The sequence below is a fragment of the Xanthobacter sp. 91 genome, from assembly GCF_000702385.1.
Lineage (GTDB): Bacteria > Pseudomonadota > Alphaproteobacteria > Rhizobiales > Xanthobacteraceae > Xanthobacter > Xanthobacter aminoxidans.
Genome location: NZ_JNIB01000001.1, coordinates 808,132 through 827,409 on the forward strand (window position 1 = coordinate 808,132; position 19,278 = coordinate 827,409).

The 19,278-nt window shown below is 68.6% G+C and carries 16 protein-coding genes and 1 tRNA gene; 11 read left to right on the forward strand and 6 right to left on the reverse strand.

What is annotated here, in order from left to right; translation table 11 throughout:
• Positions 1–59: 59 nt before the first annotated feature.
• The 5 genes from A37E_RS0103945 (at position 60) to A37E_RS0103965 (ending at position 5,902) form a co-directional block, all read left to right on the forward strand.
• Positions 60–953, forward strand: a complete 894-nt coding sequence (locus A37E_RS0103945) for a fumarylacetoacetate hydrolase family protein (protein WP_029555411.1) — start codon at positions 60–62, stop codon at positions 951–953.
• Positions 954–984: 31 nt separating this feature from the next.
• Positions 985–1,821, forward strand: coding sequence for a polysaccharide deacetylase family protein (locus A37E_RS0103950; RefSeq protein WP_051678767.1), 837 nt, complete (start codon positions 985–987; stop codon positions 1,819–1,821).
• A gap of 84 nt (positions 1,822–1,905) precedes the next feature.
• Positions 1,906–2,853: an amidohydrolase family protein gene (locus A37E_RS0103955; RefSeq protein WP_029555413.1), complete on the forward strand. Its 948-nt coding sequence runs from the start codon at positions 1,906–1,908 to the stop codon at positions 2,851–2,853.
• Positions 2,854–2,940: 87 nt separating this feature from the next.
• A complete protein-coding gene (locus tag A37E_RS0103960) occupies positions 2,941–4,323 on the forward strand; it encodes an MFS transporter (protein ID WP_029555414.1) in 1,383 nt (460 codons plus the stop codon).
• Between the two features lie 91 nt (positions 4,324–4,414).
• The gene (locus A37E_RS0103965) at positions 4,415–5,902 is read left to right on the forward strand and encodes an aldehyde dehydrogenase family protein (RefSeq protein ID WP_029555415.1); all 1,488 of its coding nucleotides are present in this window, start codon (positions 4,415–4,417) and stop codon (positions 5,900–5,902) included.
• A gap of 338 nt (positions 5,903–6,240) precedes the next feature.
• Here the strand turns inward: A37E_RS0103965 and A37E_RS0103970 are convergent.
• The 4 genes from A37E_RS0103970 to A37E_RS0103985 all read right to left on the reverse strand — a co-directional run bounded on the left by A37E_RS0103970 (position 6,241) and on the right by A37E_RS0103985 (position 9,582).
• Positions 6,241–6,316, reverse strand: a tRNA-Lys gene (locus A37E_RS0103970).
• Positions 6,317–6,442: 126 nt separating this feature from the next.
• Positions 6,443–7,942, reverse strand: a complete 1,500-nt coding sequence (locus A37E_RS0103975; protein ID WP_029555416.1) for a tripartite tricarboxylate transporter permease — start codon at positions 7,940–7,942, stop codon at positions 6,443–6,445.
• A gap of 10 nt (positions 7,943–7,952) precedes the next feature.
• Positions 7,953–8,414 (reverse strand): tripartite tricarboxylate transporter TctB family protein, encoded by a 462-nt coding sequence (locus tag A37E_RS0103980; protein WP_029555417.1) that lies wholly within the window; start codon positions 8,412–8,414, stop codon positions 7,953–7,955.
• A 193-nt stretch (positions 8,415–8,607) separates the two neighbouring features.
• Positions 8,608–9,582, reverse strand: coding sequence for a tripartite tricarboxylate transporter substrate binding protein BugD (locus tag A37E_RS0103985; protein WP_029555418.1), 975 nt, complete (start codon positions 9,580–9,582; stop codon positions 8,608–8,610).
• 267 nt (positions 9,583–9,849) lie between these two features.
• Here A37E_RS0103985 and A37E_RS0103990 point away from each other — a divergent pair, with 267 nt between their 5' ends.
• Positions 9,850–11,928 (forward strand): DUF6600 domain-containing protein, encoded by a 2,079-nt coding sequence (locus A37E_RS0103990; protein ID WP_029555419.1) that lies wholly within the window; start codon positions 9,850–9,852, stop codon positions 11,926–11,928.
• Positions 11,929–11,988: 60 nt separating this feature from the next.
• Here A37E_RS0103990 and A37E_RS0103995 read toward each other — a convergent pair whose 3' ends face one another.
• Together A37E_RS0103995 and A37E_RS0104000 are read right to left on the reverse strand one after the other, a co-directional pair.
• Positions 11,989–13,551: a 2-isopropylmalate synthase gene (locus tag A37E_RS0103995; RefSeq protein ID WP_029555420.1), complete on the reverse strand. Its 1,563-nt coding sequence runs from the start codon at positions 13,549–13,551 to the stop codon at positions 11,989–11,991.
• Between the two features lie 356 nt (positions 13,552–13,907).
• Positions 13,908–14,906, reverse strand: a complete 999-nt coding sequence (locus A37E_RS0104000) for a polysaccharide deacetylase family protein (protein ID WP_051678769.1) — start codon at positions 14,904–14,906, stop codon at positions 13,908–13,910.
• A 188-nt stretch (positions 14,907–15,094) separates the two neighbouring features.
• Between A37E_RS0104000 and pdxY the strand changes: the two genes are divergently transcribed.
• From pdxY to A37E_RS0104025, 5 genes are all read left to right on the forward strand, one after another.
• On the forward strand, positions 15,095–15,943 hold the full coding sequence (gene pdxY, locus A37E_RS0104005; protein ID WP_029555422.1) for a pyridoxal kinase PdxY: 849 nt from the start codon (positions 15,095–15,097) through the stop codon (positions 15,941–15,943).
• A 74-nt stretch (positions 15,944–16,017) separates the two neighbouring features.
• Entirely contained in the window at positions 16,018–16,923 is a 906-nt protein-coding gene (locus A37E_RS0104010) for a PhzF family phenazine biosynthesis protein (protein WP_029555423.1), read from the forward strand.
• 180 nt (positions 16,924–17,103) lie between these two features.
• Positions 17,104–18,198, forward strand: a complete 1,095-nt coding sequence (locus A37E_RS0104015) for an alkene reductase (RefSeq protein WP_029555424.1) — start codon at positions 17,104–17,106, stop codon at positions 18,196–18,198.
• On the forward strand, positions 18,195–18,929 hold the full coding sequence (locus A37E_RS0104020; protein WP_051678770.1) for a hypothetical protein: 735 nt from the start codon (positions 18,195–18,197) through the stop codon (positions 18,927–18,929). The genes A37E_RS0104015 and A37E_RS0104020 overlap by 4 nt, the downstream gene beginning before the upstream one ends.
• Positions 18,930–19,073: 144 nt before the next feature.
• The gene (locus A37E_RS0104025) at positions 19,074–19,274 is read left to right on the forward strand and encodes a hypothetical protein (RefSeq protein ID WP_029555426.1); all 201 of its coding nucleotides are present in this window, start codon (positions 19,074–19,076) and stop codon (positions 19,272–19,274) included.
• The last annotated feature ends 4 nt before the right edge of the window (positions 19,275–19,278 follow it).

Sequence of the window (19,278 nt, forward strand, 5' to 3'; positions counted from 1 at the left end):
CGATATTTAAGTTGACCGACTCGGAAAATCGATATTTTTTGACGGCAGGAGAACTGCCGATGAAACTGGTCACCTTTGTTCGCAAGCCGTCCGCCGATCAGCACCTGGGTGTGGTGCTCGATGACGCCGTGTTCGACCTCACGGCGACCGGCAAGCCTGAATTCGAGAGCATGCTCTCGCTGATCCGCGCCGGCGCCGTCGATGCCGCGAAGGCTCTGGCCGAGGCCGCCCGGGGGGCGGGTCGCGGCGGGCCTGGTCTCGTGCCGCTGGAAGACGTCACGCTGCTGGCGCCGATCCCGCGCCCGGCCAAGAACATCTTCTGCGTCGGCCGCAACTACATCGATCACGTCACCGAGGGCTACAAGGCGCGTGGGCTGGACCTGAAGCTGCCGGAATTTCCCCAGTTCTTCTCCAAGCCGCCGACGACCGTCATCGCCACCGGCGACACCATTCCGCTGCACGAGGGCATCACCAACCTGCTCGACTACGAGATCGAGCTTGCCATCGTGATCGGCCGCGACGGCCGCGATATTCCGGCCGCCGACTGGCGCAAGTACGTGTTCGGCTACACGGTGCTCAACGACATCACCGGCCGCGACCTGCAGCGACGCCACGATCAGTGGTTCAAGGGCAAGGGCCTCGACGGCAGCTGCCCCATCGGCCCCTGCATCGTCACCGACGACGCCATCGCCGATCCGCAGAAGCTCGACCTGTGGCTGGAGGTGAACGGTGAGCGCCGTCAGGCCGCCAACACCTCGCAGATGATCTTCGACCTGCCCCGCATCATCGAGGACCTCTCGCGCGGGATGACGCTGGAAGCGGGCGACATCATCGCCACCGGCACGCCCTCCGGTGTCGGCTATGCCATGACGCCGCCCCACCCGCTTCAGCGCGGCGACCTCGTGACCTGCCACATCGAGGGCATCGGCACGCTCCAGAACCGTATCGGCTGAACGAACCGCGACACTTGAAAGGGCGCGCCGCATGACCGCAGCAACCTCCACCCCCGTCGCCTGGCCCCTGGACCGTCCGCTTGCCCTTTCGGTCAGCGTGATGCTCGAAGCCTGGAGCGACGATTCCGCGCCGGGCATCGGCCCCATGGGCAACCCGCTCAAGGCCGGCGTGCTCGACCTGCAGGGCCGCTCCTGGGCGGACTACGGCCCCAAGGTGGGCACCTGGCGCATCCTCGACGCGCTCGCAGCCGCCGACGTGAAGGCGGTGTTCTACGTCAGCGGCATCCTCGCCGAGCGCTATCCGGACCTGATGAAGGCCATCGTCACGGCCGGGCACGACATAGCCGCCCATGCCTGGGCGCAGAACATCGTGCCGGCCTACCAGACCGAGGCCGAGGAGCGCGCCGACCTCCTGCGCTGCATCTCCACCATCGAGGCGACCTCGGGCCGCCGCCCGGCGGGCTGGATCAGCCCACGCTGCACCCCCAGCGCCGTCACCTCCGCTTTGCTGGCGGAGCAGGGCTTTGCCTGGCATTCGGACATCTTCGACACGGACGTGCCCTACAAGCTGGAAACGCCGCGGGGCAGCGTCGTCGGCGTCCCGTTCACCATGGAGGTGAACGACATGCCCCTCTACATCCGCTACGGCAACGAGCCGCGCGCCTTCACCCAGATCCTGGAGCGCCTGCTCGCGAACTGGCCGGACGCCCCCAAGCGCCCCTGCTGCCTGGACATCACCGTGCACGCGCACGTGTTCGGCCGGCCCTACGGGATCATCGAGCTGATCGAGTCGCTGCGCCTCGCCCGCCGCTACGAGGCGCTGGCGCGTCTGACCACCCACGCCGAACTCGCCGCTCTGTGTGCCTGAGCCACGCCCCTGCGCCGGCACCGCCGGCGCAGGGGATGGCGGGCCAGAGCTTTTGACACGCACCCGAGCAGCAGGAGGCGCGCCATGGCGGCGCCAGGGCCGGTCGTTGCCATCGAGGAGCACTATCTCGATGCGGAGGTGTACGCCATCGCCGGCGGTGCCGGCGGGAGCCTCGCCACCCGCATGCGCGATCTCGGTGCCCAGCGCCTGCGTGAAATGGACGAGGCGGGCGTCGATATCCAGGTGCTCTCCCATGCGCCGCCCGGGCTTCAAAGGGTTCCGGCGGCATCGGCGGCCGACGTTGCCCGGCGCGCCAATGACCGGCTCGCCGAGGTGGTGGCGGCGCACCCGACCCGCTTCGCCGCCTTCGCCTCGCTGCCCACGTCCGTGCCCGACCATGCAGCGGGGGAACTGGAACGCGCCGTGCGGGAGCTGGGCTTCAAGGGCGCCATGATCCACGGGACGACGGACGGGCTGTTTCTGGACGACGCCCGCTTCTGGCCGATCCTGGAACGCGCCGAGGCGCTGGATGTGCCGCTCTACATCCATCCCGCCTTGCCGATGGCTGCGGTGCGGCAGGCCTACATGGGGAAATACGCCGAAACCCACCCGACCTTCGCCACGGCCGCGTGGGGCTTCACCATCGAGACTGGCACCCATGCCATGCGCCTCGTTCTGTCGGGGGCGCTGGAGGCGTTTCCCCGTCTCCAGCTCATTCTCGGGCACCTCGGCGAGGGGATCCCGTTCCTCATGGCCCGCATCGACGAGGCCCTGAGCCGCGACACGCCGACGAAGACCTTCCGCAAGCTGTTCACCGACCATTTCCACGTGACGACGAGCGGCTTCTTCTCCGACCCCGCGCTTGCCTGCTGCATCGCGGAGATGGGCGTGGACCGCATCCTGTTCTCCATCGACTGGCCCTTCGTGGAGAACGCGCCGGGCGTGGACTGGCTGCGGACGTTCGAGCTGGGCGACGCCGACAAGGCAAAGATTTTCGGCGGCAACGCCAAGAGGCTGCTGAAGCTGGCGTGAGACCGGCCGCGGCGAGGACGCGTGCCGGTGATCGGTACGCTCCCTCATCAAGAACACAGATCAAAGCAATGCCGGGGAGGTGATTGGATGACGAACATCAGTATGGGCAAGTCCGACAGCGCGCATGCGGAGGTGATCCGCGACGTCGCCGCGCGCATCGAGCGCCTGCCGTTCTCGCGCTGGCACCTGAAGGCCCGCATCCTGATCGGTACGGCCACCTTCTTCGATGCGTTCGACGCGCTCACCATCGCCCAGGTGCTGCCGGTGCTGCGGCCCCTCTGGAAGCTCAGCGGGCCGCAGGTCGGCTTTCTCATCTCGACCGGCTATCTCGGCCAGCTTGTCGGCGCGCTCGTGGCCGGCATGTGCGCCGAGCGCTTCGGCCGCCTGCCGACCATGATCGGCGCCATCTGCATCATGTCGGCGATGAGCCTCGCCTGCGCGTTTGCCTCCGACTACGAGACGCTCCTTGTCTTCCGCACCATCCAGGGCCTGGGCCTCGGCGCGCAGGTGCCGATCGCGGCGGTGTACATCAGCGAGATCGCCAAGGCGCACAAGCGCGGACGTTTCTTCATCCTCTACGAATGCGTCTTCACCTTCGGGCTGTTCGCCTCCGGCCTGATCGGCTCCTTCGTGGTGCCGCACCTGGGCTGGCAGGCCATGTTCTTCATCGGCGTCCTGCCGATCATCATCGGCGTGAGCCTCGGCTTCCTGCTGCCGGAATCGCCCCGCTGGCTCGCGAGCCGCAACCGCGTGGCCGACGCGACGGCCGCCATGGCGCGCATCGAGAGCGAGATCGAGGCCTCCACCGGCCAGAAGCTCGCCCCGCCCACCGAATGGGTCCCCGCGGACCCGCGCAGGTCGTCCTGGCGTGACCTGGTCGGCCCCGACTACATCAAGCGCACGGTGGTGGTGTGGGTGATCTGGTTCTCCACCTTCCTCATCACCTACGGCCTCGGCACCTGGCTGCCGACCCTGTACCGGAGCGTGTTCAACCTGCCGCTCGAAACCGCGCTGCGCTTCGGCACCATCGGCAGCCTGATGCAGCTGGCCGGAGGATTGACGGCGGGCTTCGTCATCGACCGGATCGGCCGGCGCAGACTGTTCATGGTCGCCCTGTTCGGGGCCGCGGCGGCGCTCCTCTCCATCTGGTACGTCGGCCTCACGTCGGTGCCCCAGTTCGTGGTGCTCAGCGGCATCGCCTACTACTTCGCCGGCCTGTCGGTTCTCGGCATCTATCTCTACACGCCGGAGATCTACCCGACCCGCGCCCGGGCCATCGGCACCGCCCTCGGCACCGCCTGGCTGCGGCTGGCCTCCATGGTCGGCCCGCTGATCGTGGGTTTCTTCGTGGCCGACGGCATCGGCATGGTGTTCCTCGTCTTCGCATCGGCCGCGATCGTCGCCGGCATCGTCGTCTCGGCTCTGGCCATCGAGACCACCAACCGGTCGCTGGAAGACATCTCCCGCTGAAACCGGCACCGGCCAGCCCGTGATGGGGCTGGCCGGTGCACTGCCGTGTCCGGCTTCCTTCGGGCATGGCCACCGATGAGGAAGACCCGCCATGGGAACAGCACCGCTCGATCTCGTCACCTGCCGCTGGTCCTCGACGAACGCCGAGGACCGCTTTCCCGTCGACAATCCCGCCACCGGCGAGATCTTCGCCGTGGTCCAGGGCGGCGGAGTGGCGGAAGTGGACGCGGCGGTGCGGTCGGCCCACGCAGCCTTTCTCGGCTGGCGACGCGTCCCTGCGCGCGAGCGCGGGCTCGCCCTTCTCCAGGCCAGCCGCAAGCTCTCCGAACATGCCGACGAACTTTCCGAACTGCTCTGCCGCGAGAACGGCAAGCCGGTCCGTGACGCCAAGGCCTTCGACGTCTCCGCCCTGATCCACGCCTTCGCCTATTTCGGCAGCCTCGCCGACAAGATGAGCGGCGAGACGCTGGACATGGGCAACGTCTATTCGGTCACGGTGCGCGAGCCCTATGGCGTGGTCGCGGGCATCATTCCCTTCAACTGGCCGCCCATCCACACCGGCGCGAAGATCGCGCCGGCGCTGGCAGCCGGAAACACCATCGTGCTGAAGCCGGGCGAGCAGGCGCCGCTCACCATCATGCGCATCGTCGAGATCATCAACACGGTGCTGCCGCCCGATCTCGTCCATGTGGTGCCCGGCCCCGGCGCGACCGGCCGGGCGCTCACCGCGCATCCTTTGATCCGCAAGATCTCCTTCACCGGCGCCCCCTCCACCGGCACGGCGGTGCTCAAGGCGGCGGCGGAGCGGCACGTCCCGGTGCTGCTGGAACTCGGGGGCAAGAACCCCTTCATCGTGTTCGAGGACGCGGATCTCGACCGGGCTGTGCGCGATGCGGTCGATGCGGCCTTCTTCAACAAAGGCGAGGCCTGCACCGCGGGCTCGCGCATCCTCGTTCACGCCGACATCCACGATGCCTTCGCCGCGCGGCTCGCCGCCTTCGTCCGTCGGCTCCGGCTGGGCGAGGGAACGGACCCGAAGGTCCATGTGGGTCCGCTGATCTCGAAGCCCCAGCAGCAAAAGGTCCTGGACTATATCCGCATCGGCCTGGAGGAAGGCGCCACCATCCTCGCGCAGGCCCCGCTGCCGCAGGAAGAGCGGCTGCGGAACGGCTATTTCGTCCAGCCCACCGTCTTCACCGGCGTCGCGCCGCATATGCGCATCGCGCAGGAGGAGATCTTCGGCCCCGTCACCGCGCTGATGAGTTTCCGCACCGAGGAGGAGGCCATCGCCATCGCCAACTCCACCAACTTCGCGCTGGTGGCTGGCGTCTATTCACGCGATCAGGCCCGGGCGAACCGGGTGGCCCGGGGGGTGGAGGCGGGAATCGTCTTCATCAACAACTACAACCGCGGCGGCAACGGCACCCCCTTCGGCGGCACCAAGTCCAGCGGCTACGGGCGCGAGCGGGCGGCCATGACGCTGAACGAATTCACCTATGTGAAGGCCCTGCGCATCCCCACCGGGTTCGGCGACGTGCCCCAATGGAGCGCGCTCGACGACATCGCCGAGAAGATCTGAACGGCGTTCCCCGGGCTTTTGTCGGTGATCCTGACTGAACGAGTGGCTGAAGTCGTGATCCCTCCGACCCGTTCCCGACCTCACTGCGTCATGGCGGGGTGTTGGATTTGGACGAGGCTGGATCGCCCCTAGGTTCCCGGACGCCTTCTTCCCTAAATTCGAGGCATGGAGGCCCCGATGGGCAAAGCGAACTTCACCGAGGACTTCAAGCGCACCGCGCTCTACAGTTCAGATACAGAGAGATAGCGCTCGCCCGCCGGCTACGGCGAAAACCGTTTCAAAAGCCGTTTCAGATCCGGAATCCGAAACGGTGAAACCGCCGTAAGTTTTGATTTTAATGGTGGGCGCACTAGGGCTCGAACCTAGGACCCGCTGATTAAGAGTCAGCTGCTCTACCAACTGAGCTATGCGCCCGTCCGGGGTGGCCCCCGAAGGAGGCGTTCGTGTAGCAAATGAGTTCCGGGCTGGCAAGGGCCTCGGTCGGCGCGGCGGGGAAGATTTCCACAGGTCCTTTCCGCCGCCGCGTCGTCGCTTGTGGATTTACTCCTTGAACGCCTCCTCGCGGCCCTTCTGCACGGAGGGCAGCAGCACCACCACCAGAGCGGCCACGGCGAGCAGCAGCAGCACGGCCGAGATGGGGCGGGTGACGAACACGGTGGGGTCGCCGCGCGAGATCAGCATGGCCCGGCGCAGATACTCTTCCAGCATGGGGCCGATGACGAAGCCGAGCAGCAGCGGGGCGGGCTCGCAATCGAGCTTCACCAGCGCGTAGCCGAGCAGGCCGAACAGGGCCATGGTGTACACGTCGAACGTGTTGTTGTTCACGCTGTACACGCCGATGCAGCAGAACGCGATGATGGCCGGGAACATCACGTGGTAGGGCACGGTGAGCAGGCGCACCCACATGCCGATGAGCGGCAGGTTAAGCAGCACCAGCATGAAGTTGCCCACCCACATGGAGGCGATGACGCCCCAGAACAGGTCGGGCTTCTCCGTCACCACGTTGGGACCGGGCGTGATGCCCTGGATGATGAGGGCGCCGATCATCAGCGCCATCACCGGGTTGGAGGGGATGCCCAGCGTCAGCATGGGGATGAAGGAGGTCTGCGCGCCGGCGTTGTTGGCGCTCTCCGGCCCCGCCACGCCCTCGATGGCGCCACGCCCGAATTCGCGCGGGTACTTCGAGATCTTCTTCTCGATGGAATAGGAGGCGAAGGAGGACAGCATGGCGCCGCCGCCCGGCAGGATGCCGAGGAAGGAGCCGATCACCGTGCCACGCAGGACGGGCGCGATGATGCGCTTGAACTCCTCCTTCGTGAGCATCAGGCTCTTCACCTTGGCTGCCACGAGCGAGCGCTGGTGTTCATCCTCCAGGTTGCGGATGATCTCGCTGATGCCGAACATGCCCATGGCCAGCGCCACGAAGTCGAAGCCGTCGGAGAGTTCCTGCATGTCGAAGGTGAAGCGCGGCGTGCCGGTGTAGATGTCCTGGCCGGAGAGGCCGAGGATCAGCCCCAGCACGATCATGGCGATGGCCTTGACCACCGAGCCCGAAGCCAGCGTCACCGAGGCGATGAGGCCGAGCACCATCAGCGAGAAATATTCCGGCGGCCCGAACTGCAGCGCGAGGTTGGCGAGCGGCGGCGCGAACAGGGCGAGCAGCAGGGTCGCCACCGAGCCGGCGAAGAAGGAGCCCAGCGCCGCGGTGGCGAGTGCCGCGCCCGCCCGGCCCTTGCGGGCCATCTGGTGGCCGTCGATGGCGGTGACCACGGACGAGGATTCGCCCGGCAGGTTGATGAGGATGGCGGTGGTGGAGCCGCCATATTGCGCGCCGTAATAGATGCCGGCGAGCATGATGAGGGCGGAAACCGGCGGCAGGCCGAAGGTGAGCGGCAGCAGCATGGCGATGGTCGCCACCGGGCCGAGGCCGGGCAAAACGCCGATCAGCGTGCCGAGCAGCGCGCCGACGAAGCAGTAGAAGACGTTCTGCAGCGACAGCGCGACGGAGAAACCGAGGGCGAGGTTGTCGAGAAGGTCCACGGGCGCCTCCTCAGTATCCGCCGAGCCACGGGCCGAGCAGCGGCAGCGGCAGGCCGAGCCCCTTGATGAAGACGGCCCAGGCGAACACCACCATCACGGCGGTGTTCAGCAGCGCCGTCCGGAAGGTGAACAGGCGCGAGGCCAGCGCCGAGACGAACACCGAGATGCCGAGGGCGGGCAGGAAGCCGAGGGGCCGCACGCCGAAGCCGAAGAACACCACCGCGCCGGTGATGATGAGCACCGCCCGCCAGGCGATGCCGCTCGGCATCTCGCCGGGGAAGCGCAGGCCGTTGATGAGGATGATGAGCCCGAGCAGCCCGAGCAGGCCCGAGAGCACCAGCGGGAAATAGCCCGGCCCCATGCGCACCGCCGTGCCCATGGGCAGGTCCTGGGTCTGCCAGCCGAACAAGAGCCCGAGGGCGATGAAGAGGAGGCCCGAGAGGACGTCCTTCGGATTGCGGATGATGTTCATGTCCCCCTCGGTGCCGGCGCGTTTTGGTTGCGCTCTGACAGGTGGCCTGCTGTGGGAAGGCCCGCGCGGCTGGCGCCGGCCGCGCGGGATGCGTTCCTGAAGGCTCGCCGACGCGGTCGTGAACCCCGCCGATATCAGTTGGGGCGTCGGGCCGGCATGCTGCGGCCACGACGCTGGATGCCGCGGTGGGTGGTCAGTCGGCGTAGACGCCGGCGCCCTGGATCACCGGCTTCCACTTGGCGATCTCGGCGATAACGAAATCCTTGTGGAAGGCCGGGCTGCGGCGGTCCTTCGGCTCCGGCTCGGTGCCGAGGTCGGCGAAGCGGGCGATCACCTTGGGATCGTTGAGGGCGACGTCGAGGGCGGCGTTCAGCTTGTCGACGATGGCCTTGGGCGTGCCCTTGGGGGCATAGATGCCGTGCCACACCGCCACTTCGAAGTCCTTGAGGCCGCTCTCCTGCATGGTGGGCAGGTCGGGCAGCGACTTCACGTGGCTCTTGGTGGTGACGGCATAGGCCTTCACCTTGCCGCCCTTGATCTGGCCGGTGGTGTTGGTGGTCTGGTCGCACATGAGGTCGATCTGGCCGCCGACGAGGTCGTTCATGGCCGGACCCGTGCCCTGATAGGGAACGGTGGTCATCTGGGTGCCGATCGACGACATGAACAGCATGCCGCACAGGTGCGAGGCGGAGCCGACGCCGGCATTGCCGTAGGTCACCTTGTCCTTGTTCGCCTTCACATAGTCCACGGCCTCGGCCATGGTCTTGGGGGCGAAGCCGGGCTTGGCGATCATGGTCATGGGCACGGCGGTGACGAGGCCCACCGCCTCGAAGTCGGTCGCGGGATTGTAGGGCAGCTTGCGATAGAGCGTCGCCGCGGTGGCCTGGCCGATATGGTGGAGCAGGATGGTGTAGCCGTCGGGCGCGGCCTTCGCCACCTGGCCCGCGCCGCGGGTGCCGCCGGCGCCGCCCACGTTCTCCACGACCACCTGCTGGCCCAGCGTCTTCGACATGGATTCGGCGACGAGACGCGCCACCGTGTCGGTCGGGCCACCGGCCGCGAAGGGAACCACCATGGTGATCGGCCGCGTAGGATAGTCCTGCGCCGTCGCCGTCGCAGACAATCCGATCGCCGCGGCGAGCGCGAGGGCGGCCGAGAGCATTCGCATGGGCATTCTCCTCCTTGAGGGATCCTTTGGCGTCCCCTTCTGAACCCTTTTGAAGGTCGCGGCGGCCGCTGCGTCAAGCCCGAACTTCCGTAGGGTTGTCGGCAGCATGGCACCTCACCTGCGCCCGCCTCGCCACCTTCTGGCCGCACCACGGCCACGCTGGGCCACCCAAGCATCTGGCAAAGCGCGATTTTTTCAGGCGATTTCCGCGAGGAACAAGCGCGGGCCGGGCCGGTTCTCTTGAGACGACTCTTGAAAGGAGACGCCATGAGAATCTCGCGCTCGCCCCTCACCCGAGCCCTGCTCTCCACGGCGGCGCTCGCGCTCGCGGTTCCCGCCGTCGCTTCGCTCGCCGTTGCGACGCCGGCAACCGCGCAGCAGGCGCAGAAACGGAGCCAGGGCCAGCCGCAGCAGGCCGGCCGTGAGCGGGTGGACATCAACATTTTCTACGAGCCGCTGGCCGAGCACGGGAGCTGGGTGCGCCATCCCGACTATGACTACGTCTTCGTGCCCTCCGGGCTCGACGCGTCTTGGCGGCCCTATCAGGAGGGGCGCTGGCTTTGGACGGACGATTACGGCTGGTACTGGGATTCGGCCGAGCCGTTCGCCTGGGCCACCTACCATTACGGCCGCTGGGGGTATGAGCCCGCCTATGGCTGGTATTGGGTGCCCGGCGACACCTGGGCGCCGGCCTGGGTGACGTGGCGCAGCGGCGGCGGCAAGACCGGCTGGGCGCCCATCGCCCCCGATTCCCGCGGCTATGCCTATGGCGCGCCGCGGGTGATGGACCCTCCGGTGGCGGAAAGCTGGGTGTTCGTGGACAACCGCTACCTCGCCGCGCCGGAGCTGGCGCTGCATGTGGCGCCCATCGCGCAGATCGCCGTGTGGCTGTCGCGGGACAATCCGCGCATCTATCAGCCGGTCTATCGCGACGGGGTGGTGACGACCCGCTTCGTCGACCGGCGCGACTATGCGAGCGTGATCGAAGGCGGCATCCCCTCCCGCCGGGTTGTCTTCGTGGACAACTACCGGGACGAGTTCGTCGATCGCGGCGGCTATGTGGGCATCTACGGCCCGCGTGTCGCCCGCGCGAACCGCGTTCCCCCGCCGCCGCGCTTCGAGCGCGAGCTGCCGCAGGACCGGCGCATCCTGGTGCGCAACTATGTGGGCGAGCGGGTGCCGGGGCTTGCCGCGCCTTCGGCCGCGCTGCTCTCGGTCATCGACGACAGCCAGCGGCGCCAGCTGCGCGAGCAGCGCTGGTCGGGCAACAACCGCGCCTATGAACGGGAGATCGACCAGCTGCGCGAGCGCCAGCGCGATCGCATCCAGAAGACCGTGGAGGAGGCCAACCGCAACGCGAGCGAGATTCAGGAGAAGCGCCTGGAAGCCATCAAGGCGCGGAACGAGAAGCTGCAGCAACGCGTGGAGCAGCGCCAGGAGCGGGCGCAACAGGTGATCGACAAGATCCGGCAGGAGCGGCCGAACGCCCTGCCCGCCCGCGCGACGGACGACAACCGGCCGGGCGCCCCCGGCGCTCGCCCCGGCACGCCGAACATGCCGCCGCCCGGCGCCGGCGATGCCGCCCGTCCCGGCGCGCCCGGTACCCCGCCGGGCACCCCGCAGCGCAATCCCGATGCGCCGACCACGCCGCCGGACCGCACGCCGCCCAATGCGGCGCGCCCGGACACACCGCGCAGCGGCCAGCCGGAGCGCAGCGAGCGGCAGGCCGAGCCGGATCGCGCCCGCCAGCCGGACTCTCCGTCGCCGGCGAGCCCTGCCGAGCGTCAGGACAGGCAGGCGCAGCCCGATCAGGGCCGCCAGCCGGAAACGCCGCCCAACCGGCCGGCCACCCCGGCACAGCCGAGGCCGGACGGCAACGCGCGTCCGGAGCAGAACGGTGCGCCGAACCGCCCTGCCGTGCCCACCAATCCGGATCGGGGCCGCGAGGAGCGGCCGTCTCCCGGCCAGATGGACCAGCCGAAGAACGCCCCCTCCCCGCGCGCCGACCGGGAGCGGCCGGAACGCCCCAGCCGCGATCAGCCCCGCCCGGTGGATCGGGCCGTCACGCCCGACCGTGCGGCCCCCGAACGCGCTGCCCCCGAGCGTCCCGCGCCCCAGCGCGCCGCGCCGGCAGAGCGGCCGGCCAACCGGGTGCAGGGCGATGGACCGGCGCGCGAGCCTGCCGCCCCGGCGGCCCGCGAGCGCGCCCAGCCCGGCCCGACGCCGGGCGGAGCCGCCGCAGGTGCTGCGCGCCCCGGTCCCGCGACGCCGGCCGCCCGGCCGGGCGGCGCAGGTGGTCCCGGTGGGGCCGGGGGGGCTCCCGGCGACGGACCGGGCCGCAACTGATCCCGCAACGAAAAAGGCCGCCCCATGGGGCGGCCTTCATTTTATGACTAGTCGGAAGCCTCAGCCGGCAGCGCTCTGGGCGTTCATGCTCTGGCGCTTCATCTGCAGCTTGTTCAGCGCCGTGATGTAGGCCTGCGCGGAGGCCACCAGCGTATCGGGATTGGCGGCGCGGGCGGTCACCACCTTGCCGTTCTCCTCGAGGCGCACGGACACCTCGGCCTGCGCATCGGTGCCCTCGGTGACGGCATGGACCTGATAGAGGTCGAGCTTGGCCTGATGCGGCACCAAGGCCTTGATGGCATTGAAGGTGGCATCCACCGGGCCGTTGCCCTCGGCTTCCTCGGTGATGACGCGGCCATCCACTTCGACGCGCATGGTAGCGCGCTGCGGGCCGTGGGTGCCGGCGATGACCGACAGGGACAGGAGCTTGATGCGATCGTGGGAGACCGCGATCTCCTGATCCACCAGCGCCTCGATGTCCTCGTCGTAGACCACCTTCTTGCGGTCGGCGAGGTCCTTGAAGCGGGTGAACGCATCGTTGAGCGCGTTCTCGCCCAGCTCGTAGCCCATGGCCTTGAGCTTGTCGCGGAAGGCGGCGCGGCCGGAATGCTTGCCCATCACCAGCGAGGTCTTGGAGACGCCCACGCTCTCCGGCGTCATGATCTCGTAGGTCTGGGTGTGCTTCAGCATTCCATCCTGATGGATGCCGCTCTCATGGGCGAAGGCGTTCCGGCCGACGATGGCCTTGTTGTACTGCACCGGGAAGGACGTCACCGCCGAGACCAGCTTGGACACGCGGGTGAGCATCTTGGAATTGATGCCGGTGCGATAGGGCAATACGTCCGAGCGGGTGTCGATGGCCATCACAATCTCTTCGAGCGCGGCGTTGCCCGCCCGCTCGCCGATGCCGTTGATGGTGCATTCGATCTGGCGCGCGCCGCCGGCGAGGCCAGCCAGCGAATTGGCGACCGCCATGCCGAGGTCATTGTGGCAATGGACGGAGAAGATGGCCTTGTCCGAATTGGGCACGCGCTCGCGCACGGTGCGGAACAGCGCCTCATACTCGGCCGGGGTGGTGTAGCCCACCGTGTCGGGGATGTTGATGGTGGTGGCGCCGGCCTTGATCGCCGCCTCCACGCACCGGCAGAGGAAATCGATCTCGGTGCGGGTGCCGTCCTCGGACGACCACTCCACGTCCTCCACGTGGTTGCGGGCGCGGGTGACGGAAGCCACCACCATCTCCAGCACCTCGTGCGGCTCCTTCTGGAGCTTGTACTTCATGTGCACGGGCGAGGTGGACAGGAAGGTGTGGATGCGCCCGCGGCGGGCGTGCTTCACCGCCTCGGCGCAGCGGTCGATGTCGTTCAGGGCGGCGCGGGAGAGGCCGGCGATGGTGGCGTTCTTGGTGCGGCGGGCGATCTCCGCCACGCTCTCGAAATCACCGATGGAGGCGATGGGGAAGCCGGCCTCGATCACGTCGACGCCCATCTCGTCCAGCACCTCGGCCACCTCGAGCTTCTCCTCGAAGGTCATGGAGGCGCCGGGGCACTGTTCGCCGTCGCGCAGGGTGGTGTCGAAGATGATGACGCGGTCGTTGGCGCCGACGGTGGTGCTGGCAGTCATGGGAGCGGTCCTTCTCGCATCCGGCGCGGCCCGTCTGGGGGCATGTTGTCCGGATCATAAGCCGAAAACAGGCGCCGGGTCTTCAGGCCCGGCGGCGGCGGTTCCCCTGAGTGCCCAGGCGCAAGCCCGGCCGGCCCTCAGGGGCGGCTAAGGAGAAGAAGCGCGCGCAGAATAAGAGCGTTGCCCGGAACCTTGATGGTCCGGGGCTGAGAGGCGGCGGTCTTGGTCGTGCGGGACGACACGGGGCGCTCTGCTCTTCGCTCACGAGTACGGGAGGCTGCTCATAGCCGAACGGAACGGCTGAAGCAAGGGGGTGTGGAGTGAGGTGGGATGCCTCCCGCCGGCTCCCCCTTCTCCTACTGCACCGGCAGGATGCGCTTTCCGGTCCGCGCAGCCTCGTCATAGATGCGGGTATCGCCCGGCTTCAGGGAATAGCAGGTCTGGGCGATCACCGGCGTGCCGGCGGCGAGCAGCTGGCCCACGGTGGCGAAGCGGTAGCCCTTGGCGCGCAGCGCGGGGATGAGGATCTTCAGCGCCTCGGCGGTGTGCTTGCCGCGGCCGTTGGCGTGCATGAGCACGATGGAGCCGGGCTTGATGCCGCGGAGCATGTCGTCGGCCATGCCCTTGGCGCCGATGAAGGCGGGATCGCCGGAATCAACATCCCACTGGATGGCGAGGTGGCCGGTGTCGTTCACATAGTTCAGCGACTCGGCGCTGCACGAGCCATAGGGAAAGCGAAACAGGCTGATGGCCTGCGGCTTCGGCAGCATGCAGCCCTTCGCCTCCGCCTGCTTGCGGCCGAGGGCGAGGCCGATATCGGCATCGTCCACCTGCCGGCGCATGGCTTCGCCGGTCTTCACGGTGAGATTGGCGTGAGACCAGGTGTGGTTGCCCATCTCGAAGCCGGGATCTGCGGTGAGCTGGCCGCCGCGCTCGGGATGGCTCACCATCCACTTGCCGCCGGCGAAGAAGGTGGCGGCGATGCCCTCGCTGCGCAGGTAATCCACGAGCGCGCCGTCATAGCCCGAGGTCTCGCTGGAGGCCTCGCAGAGGTCGAAGGTGAGGGCCACCATCTTCACACCCGGCGGCAGCTCCACCCGGCGGATGGAGCCGCGCAGCGCGGCCGGCACCGGCGCCGAGGCCGGCACCGAGATGTCAGGCAATTGCCCCGGGCCGCCCGTGTGCGGCCGCACGATCTCCTCCCCCGGCTTCGCCGCCAGCGCCTGGGGCGGGTAACAGGCCGGGCCGGCTGAGTGCGCAGGCGCGACAAGGCCGCCGAGCATCAGCACGGCAAGAAGGAAACGGAGCGGCGGTCGGATCGAGGGCAAGGCGTCACCGGCACAAAGCGTCGCCATCGGGCGGCGGCGCTCCGGCTTAGTCCCCTGCGCGGCGCATTTCCAGTGGCCGAAAGGTCCGGCTCCGGTCACTTGCTGTTGCGCTGGGAAACATCAGCGGGGCCGTGACGCCGCATCAACAGATTCCATTTGTCGGCGGAGGCTGCATGGGGTTAACCGGCTGTTCAGCGCCCCCCGGAAATGGCCCCATGAACATCCTCTCCATCCAGTCGCACGTCGCCTACGGCCATGTGGGCAACGCCTCCGCCGTGTTCCCGCTGCAGCGGCTGGGAGTGGAGGTGTGGCCCATCAACACCGTGCAGTTCTCCAACCACACCGGCTACGGCGCGTGGCGCGGGCAGGTGTTCGAGGCCTCCGTCATCGGCGATCTGGTGGAGGGCATCGCCGAGCGCGGCGTGCTGGCGCGCTGCGACGGCGTGCTCTCCGGCTACATGGGCTCCGCCGACATCGGCGCCGCCATCCTCGATGCAGTGGCGCGGGTGCGCGCGGCGAACCGCAACGCCGCCTATTGCTGCGATCCCGTGATCGGCGATGTGGGCCGCGGCATCTTCGTGCGGCAGGGCATCCCGGAATTCATGCGCGAGCAGGCGGTGCCGGCGGCGGATGTCATCACCCCCAACCAGTTCGAGCTGGAGCTTCTCACCCGCCGCACCTGCACGACACTCCCGGAGGCCATCGCCGCCTGCGACGCCCTGCACGCGCTGGGGCCGAAGGTGATCCTCGTCACCAGCCTGCATGTCAGCGAAACACCCTCCGATTCGATCGACCTCCTCGCCTCCGGGCCGGACGGGCGCTTCCTGGTGCGGACGCCGCGCCTCGCGGTTTCGCTCAATGGCGCGGGCGATGCCATCGCCGCCTTGTTCTTCTTCCACGTGCTGCGCACCGGCTCCACCGCGCAGGCGGTTTCCCTTGCCGCATCCTCCATTTACGGGGTGCTGACCCGGACCGAAAAAGCACAGTCTCGGGAATTGCTGCTGGTGGAAGCGCAGGACGAGTTCGTGACCCCCTCGCGGCTCTTCCCGGCCTCGGCGATCTGAGGCTAAATTGTGGCAAGCAGAGGTAAGAGGCCGGCGTGGGGGCGCGGGTGCTCTTGTAGCGTTCGAGAGCTGAGATGCCGCGCCGGTACGTGACCCTGGACGTGTTCACCACCCGCCCCTTCGGCGGAAACCCGCTCGCCGTGGTGCTGGATGCCCAGGGGCTCGACGACGCGGCCATGCAGCAGATCGCGCGGGAGTTCAACGTCTCCGAGACGGTGTTCGTGCTGCCGCCGAAGAACAAGGCGAACCGCGCCCGCATCCGCATCTTCACCGTCGCCCATGAGATGCCGTTCGCCGGTCATCCCACCGTCGGCGCCGCCGTGCTCCTCGCGCTGGAGGACAAGCTCGCCACGGGCACCCTGCGCATCGAGGAGACCATCGGCACCATCACCTGCGAGGTGGCGGCGCAGGGCGCCACGCCGGCCGGCGCGCGCAAGGGCTCGGCCGTGTTCACCGCGCCGCGCAAGGGCGAGATCGAGGAGGTGAACATCTCCCGCGCCGCCTGCGCCGAGGCGCTGAGCCTCGACGAGAGCGACATCGGCTTCGACGCCCACCGGCCCATCGTCGCCAATGCCGGCGTGCCCTTCCTGTTCGTGCCGCTGGCCGACCTGACGGCGCTCGCCCGCGCGCGGCCGGACGAGGCGGCCTTCATCGCCTCCCTCGGCGGCTTCGGCGAGGCGCTTTACCTCTACACGCTGGACGAGGAAGGCGACGCGGACTTCCGCGCCCGCATGTTCTCCCCCGGCCTCGGCACGGAGGAGGACCCGGCCACCGGCTCCGCCGCCGCCGCCTTCCCCTGGGTGCTGCTCGATGCCGAGAACCGGGTGGACGGCCACCATAAGGTGCGCATCGACCAGGGCTTCGAGATGGGCCGGCCGAGCCGGGTCGACCTCGGCTTCACGGTGAAGGGCGGGCAGGTCACGGGCGCCACCATCGGCGGCGGTGCGGTGGTGATCGCCGAGGGCGTGCTGCATATCTGAAAGACGCCAATGGGTAAGGTGCCATACTTGAGCGCGGCCAATAGGTGGCATTGAAACAACTCACGCTCGTGGGCCGGATTTGAGCCTGCTTTCGCGTGCGGCCGGGCTTGGCAGTGGCTTGATCGCGCCTATGTCTGCCGCATCGCAGCACTCCCGGCCCCACGCCAGAGGACACCCTTCATGAGCGCGACGTCCCTGTTCGAACCCTTCCGCCTCGGCAACCTGACGCTGCCGAACCGCATCGTCATGGCCCCCCTCACGCGCAACCGCGCCGCCGCTGGCTTCGTGCCCGGCGACCTCGCGCCGCAATATTACGCCCAGCGCGCCGACGCCGGCCTGCTCATCACCGAGGCCTCGCAGATCTCCCAGCAAGGCCAGGGCTATCAGGACACCCCCGGCATCTATTCCGACGCCCAGGTCGCGGGCTGGAAGAAGGTCACGGACGCCGTGCACGCCAAGGGCGGGCGCATCTTCATCCAGCTCTGGCATGTGGGCCGCGTCTCCCACACCTCGCTGCAGCCCAACGGCGGCGCGCCGGTGGCCCCTTCCGCCCTCACCGCGGCCTCCAAGACCTTCGTGAACAACGGCTTCGCCGAAACCTCCGCCCCGCGCGCGCTGGAACTGTCCGAGATCCCCGGCATCGTCGCGGATTATCGTCGAGCGGCCGCCAACGCCATCAAGGCCGGCTTTGACGGCGTCGAGGTGCATGGCGCCAACGGCTACCTCATCGACCAGTTCCTGAAGGACGGTTCGAACCAGCGCACCGACGCCTATGGCGGCTCCATCGAGAACCGCGCCCGCTTCCTGCTGGAGGTGATGGACGCAGTGATCGCCGAGATCGGCGCCGCCCGCACGGGCCTGCGCCTCTCGCCGGTCTCGCCGGCCAACGGCATCTCGGAGAGCAACCCGCAGGCGCTTTTCAACCACGTGATCGACGAGCTGGAAAAGCGCCACCCGGTCTATATCCATGTGGTCGAGGGCGCCACCGGCGGCCCGCGCGACGTGGCGCCGGACTTCTCGTTCGAGGAGCTGCGCAAGCGCTACAGCGGCGCCTGGATGGTGAACAACGGCTACAACCTGGCCCTCGCCAATACCGTGCTGGCGCAGGGCAAGGCCGACCTCGTGGCCTTCGGCAAGCCGTTCATCTCCAATCCCGACCTGGTGGAGCGCCTGCGCCGCGATGCGCCGCTGAACGAACTGGACCAGAACACGCTCTATGGCGGCGGCGCCAAGGGCTATGTGGACTACCCGACCCTGAAGGACGCCGCCGCGTGAGCGGCGGCTGGGGTCAGGACTGGACCGTGGACCGGCGCATCGCGCCGGTCCATCGGCTTGATCTTGCCTTCGAGCCCGGCGGCTGGACCGAGATGGCCCCCCGCCGCGCCGAGATCGAGGCGTATTTCGCCCGCCGGGCGGCCGACAATCCGCATCTGTGGAACGGGCCGATCCTGCTCCTCGCCCGCCACGGCTTCGCGGACGGCGTGCTCTCCGGCGCCTTCCGCCAGACCGATTTCGCCGCCTTCACCTTCTGGCGCGACGAGGGCTGGAAGGATGAGGGCATGGTCAATGCCTTCGCCCTCGCCGCCATCGAAGGCTCGGATGGCGGCTTCGTGCTGGGTGTCATGGGGCCGCATACGGCCTCGGCCGGTCGCATCTACTTTCCCGGCGGCACACCCGACCCGTCCGACATCACGGCTGACAACCGCGTGGACCTCCACGCCTCCATGCTGCGCGAGCTGACCGAGGAGACCGGGCTCCTGCCCGCCGACATCCTGCGCGACGAGGGCTTCACCGGCCTGTTCGACGGGCCGCGCGTCGCGCTCATGGGCCGCCTCGTGTTCGACGCGCCGGCCGAAGACCTCGCCGCCCGCATCCGTGCCTCCCTCGCCTCCGAGACGCACCCGGAGCTGGCCGATGTTGCGGTGGTGCGGGGCGAAGCCGACCTCACGCCCGCCATGGCCCCCTTCGCGGTGGACTACATGCGCTGGCGCTGGGCGGGAAACTGAGAGCGCGCCAGCGCCGGGCGGCGCCCTCGCGGGAGACCTGTCCGCCCGCGCCATTAACGCCCGGTTCACCAAACGTTAAGCTTCACGCAACCATAAGGACCACAGTGACGTTGTGATCACGGCTCTCGATGGAGGATCAGGGGCATGAACACGGTCATTGCGTTTCCCGATACGGCCCGCCAGCCGGCGCGGCGCGGATCGTCCCGTGCGGATCGCGGCGGAAGCCGGCCGGAGGGGGCGGAGATCGTCATCCTGCCGGTGGTGCGGATCGAGCGACACGTCTCGGCCCTGCCCGGCCCGACACCCGAGGTCGAGCCCGTATTCCGGCCGCGCCGTAGCCACTGACGTC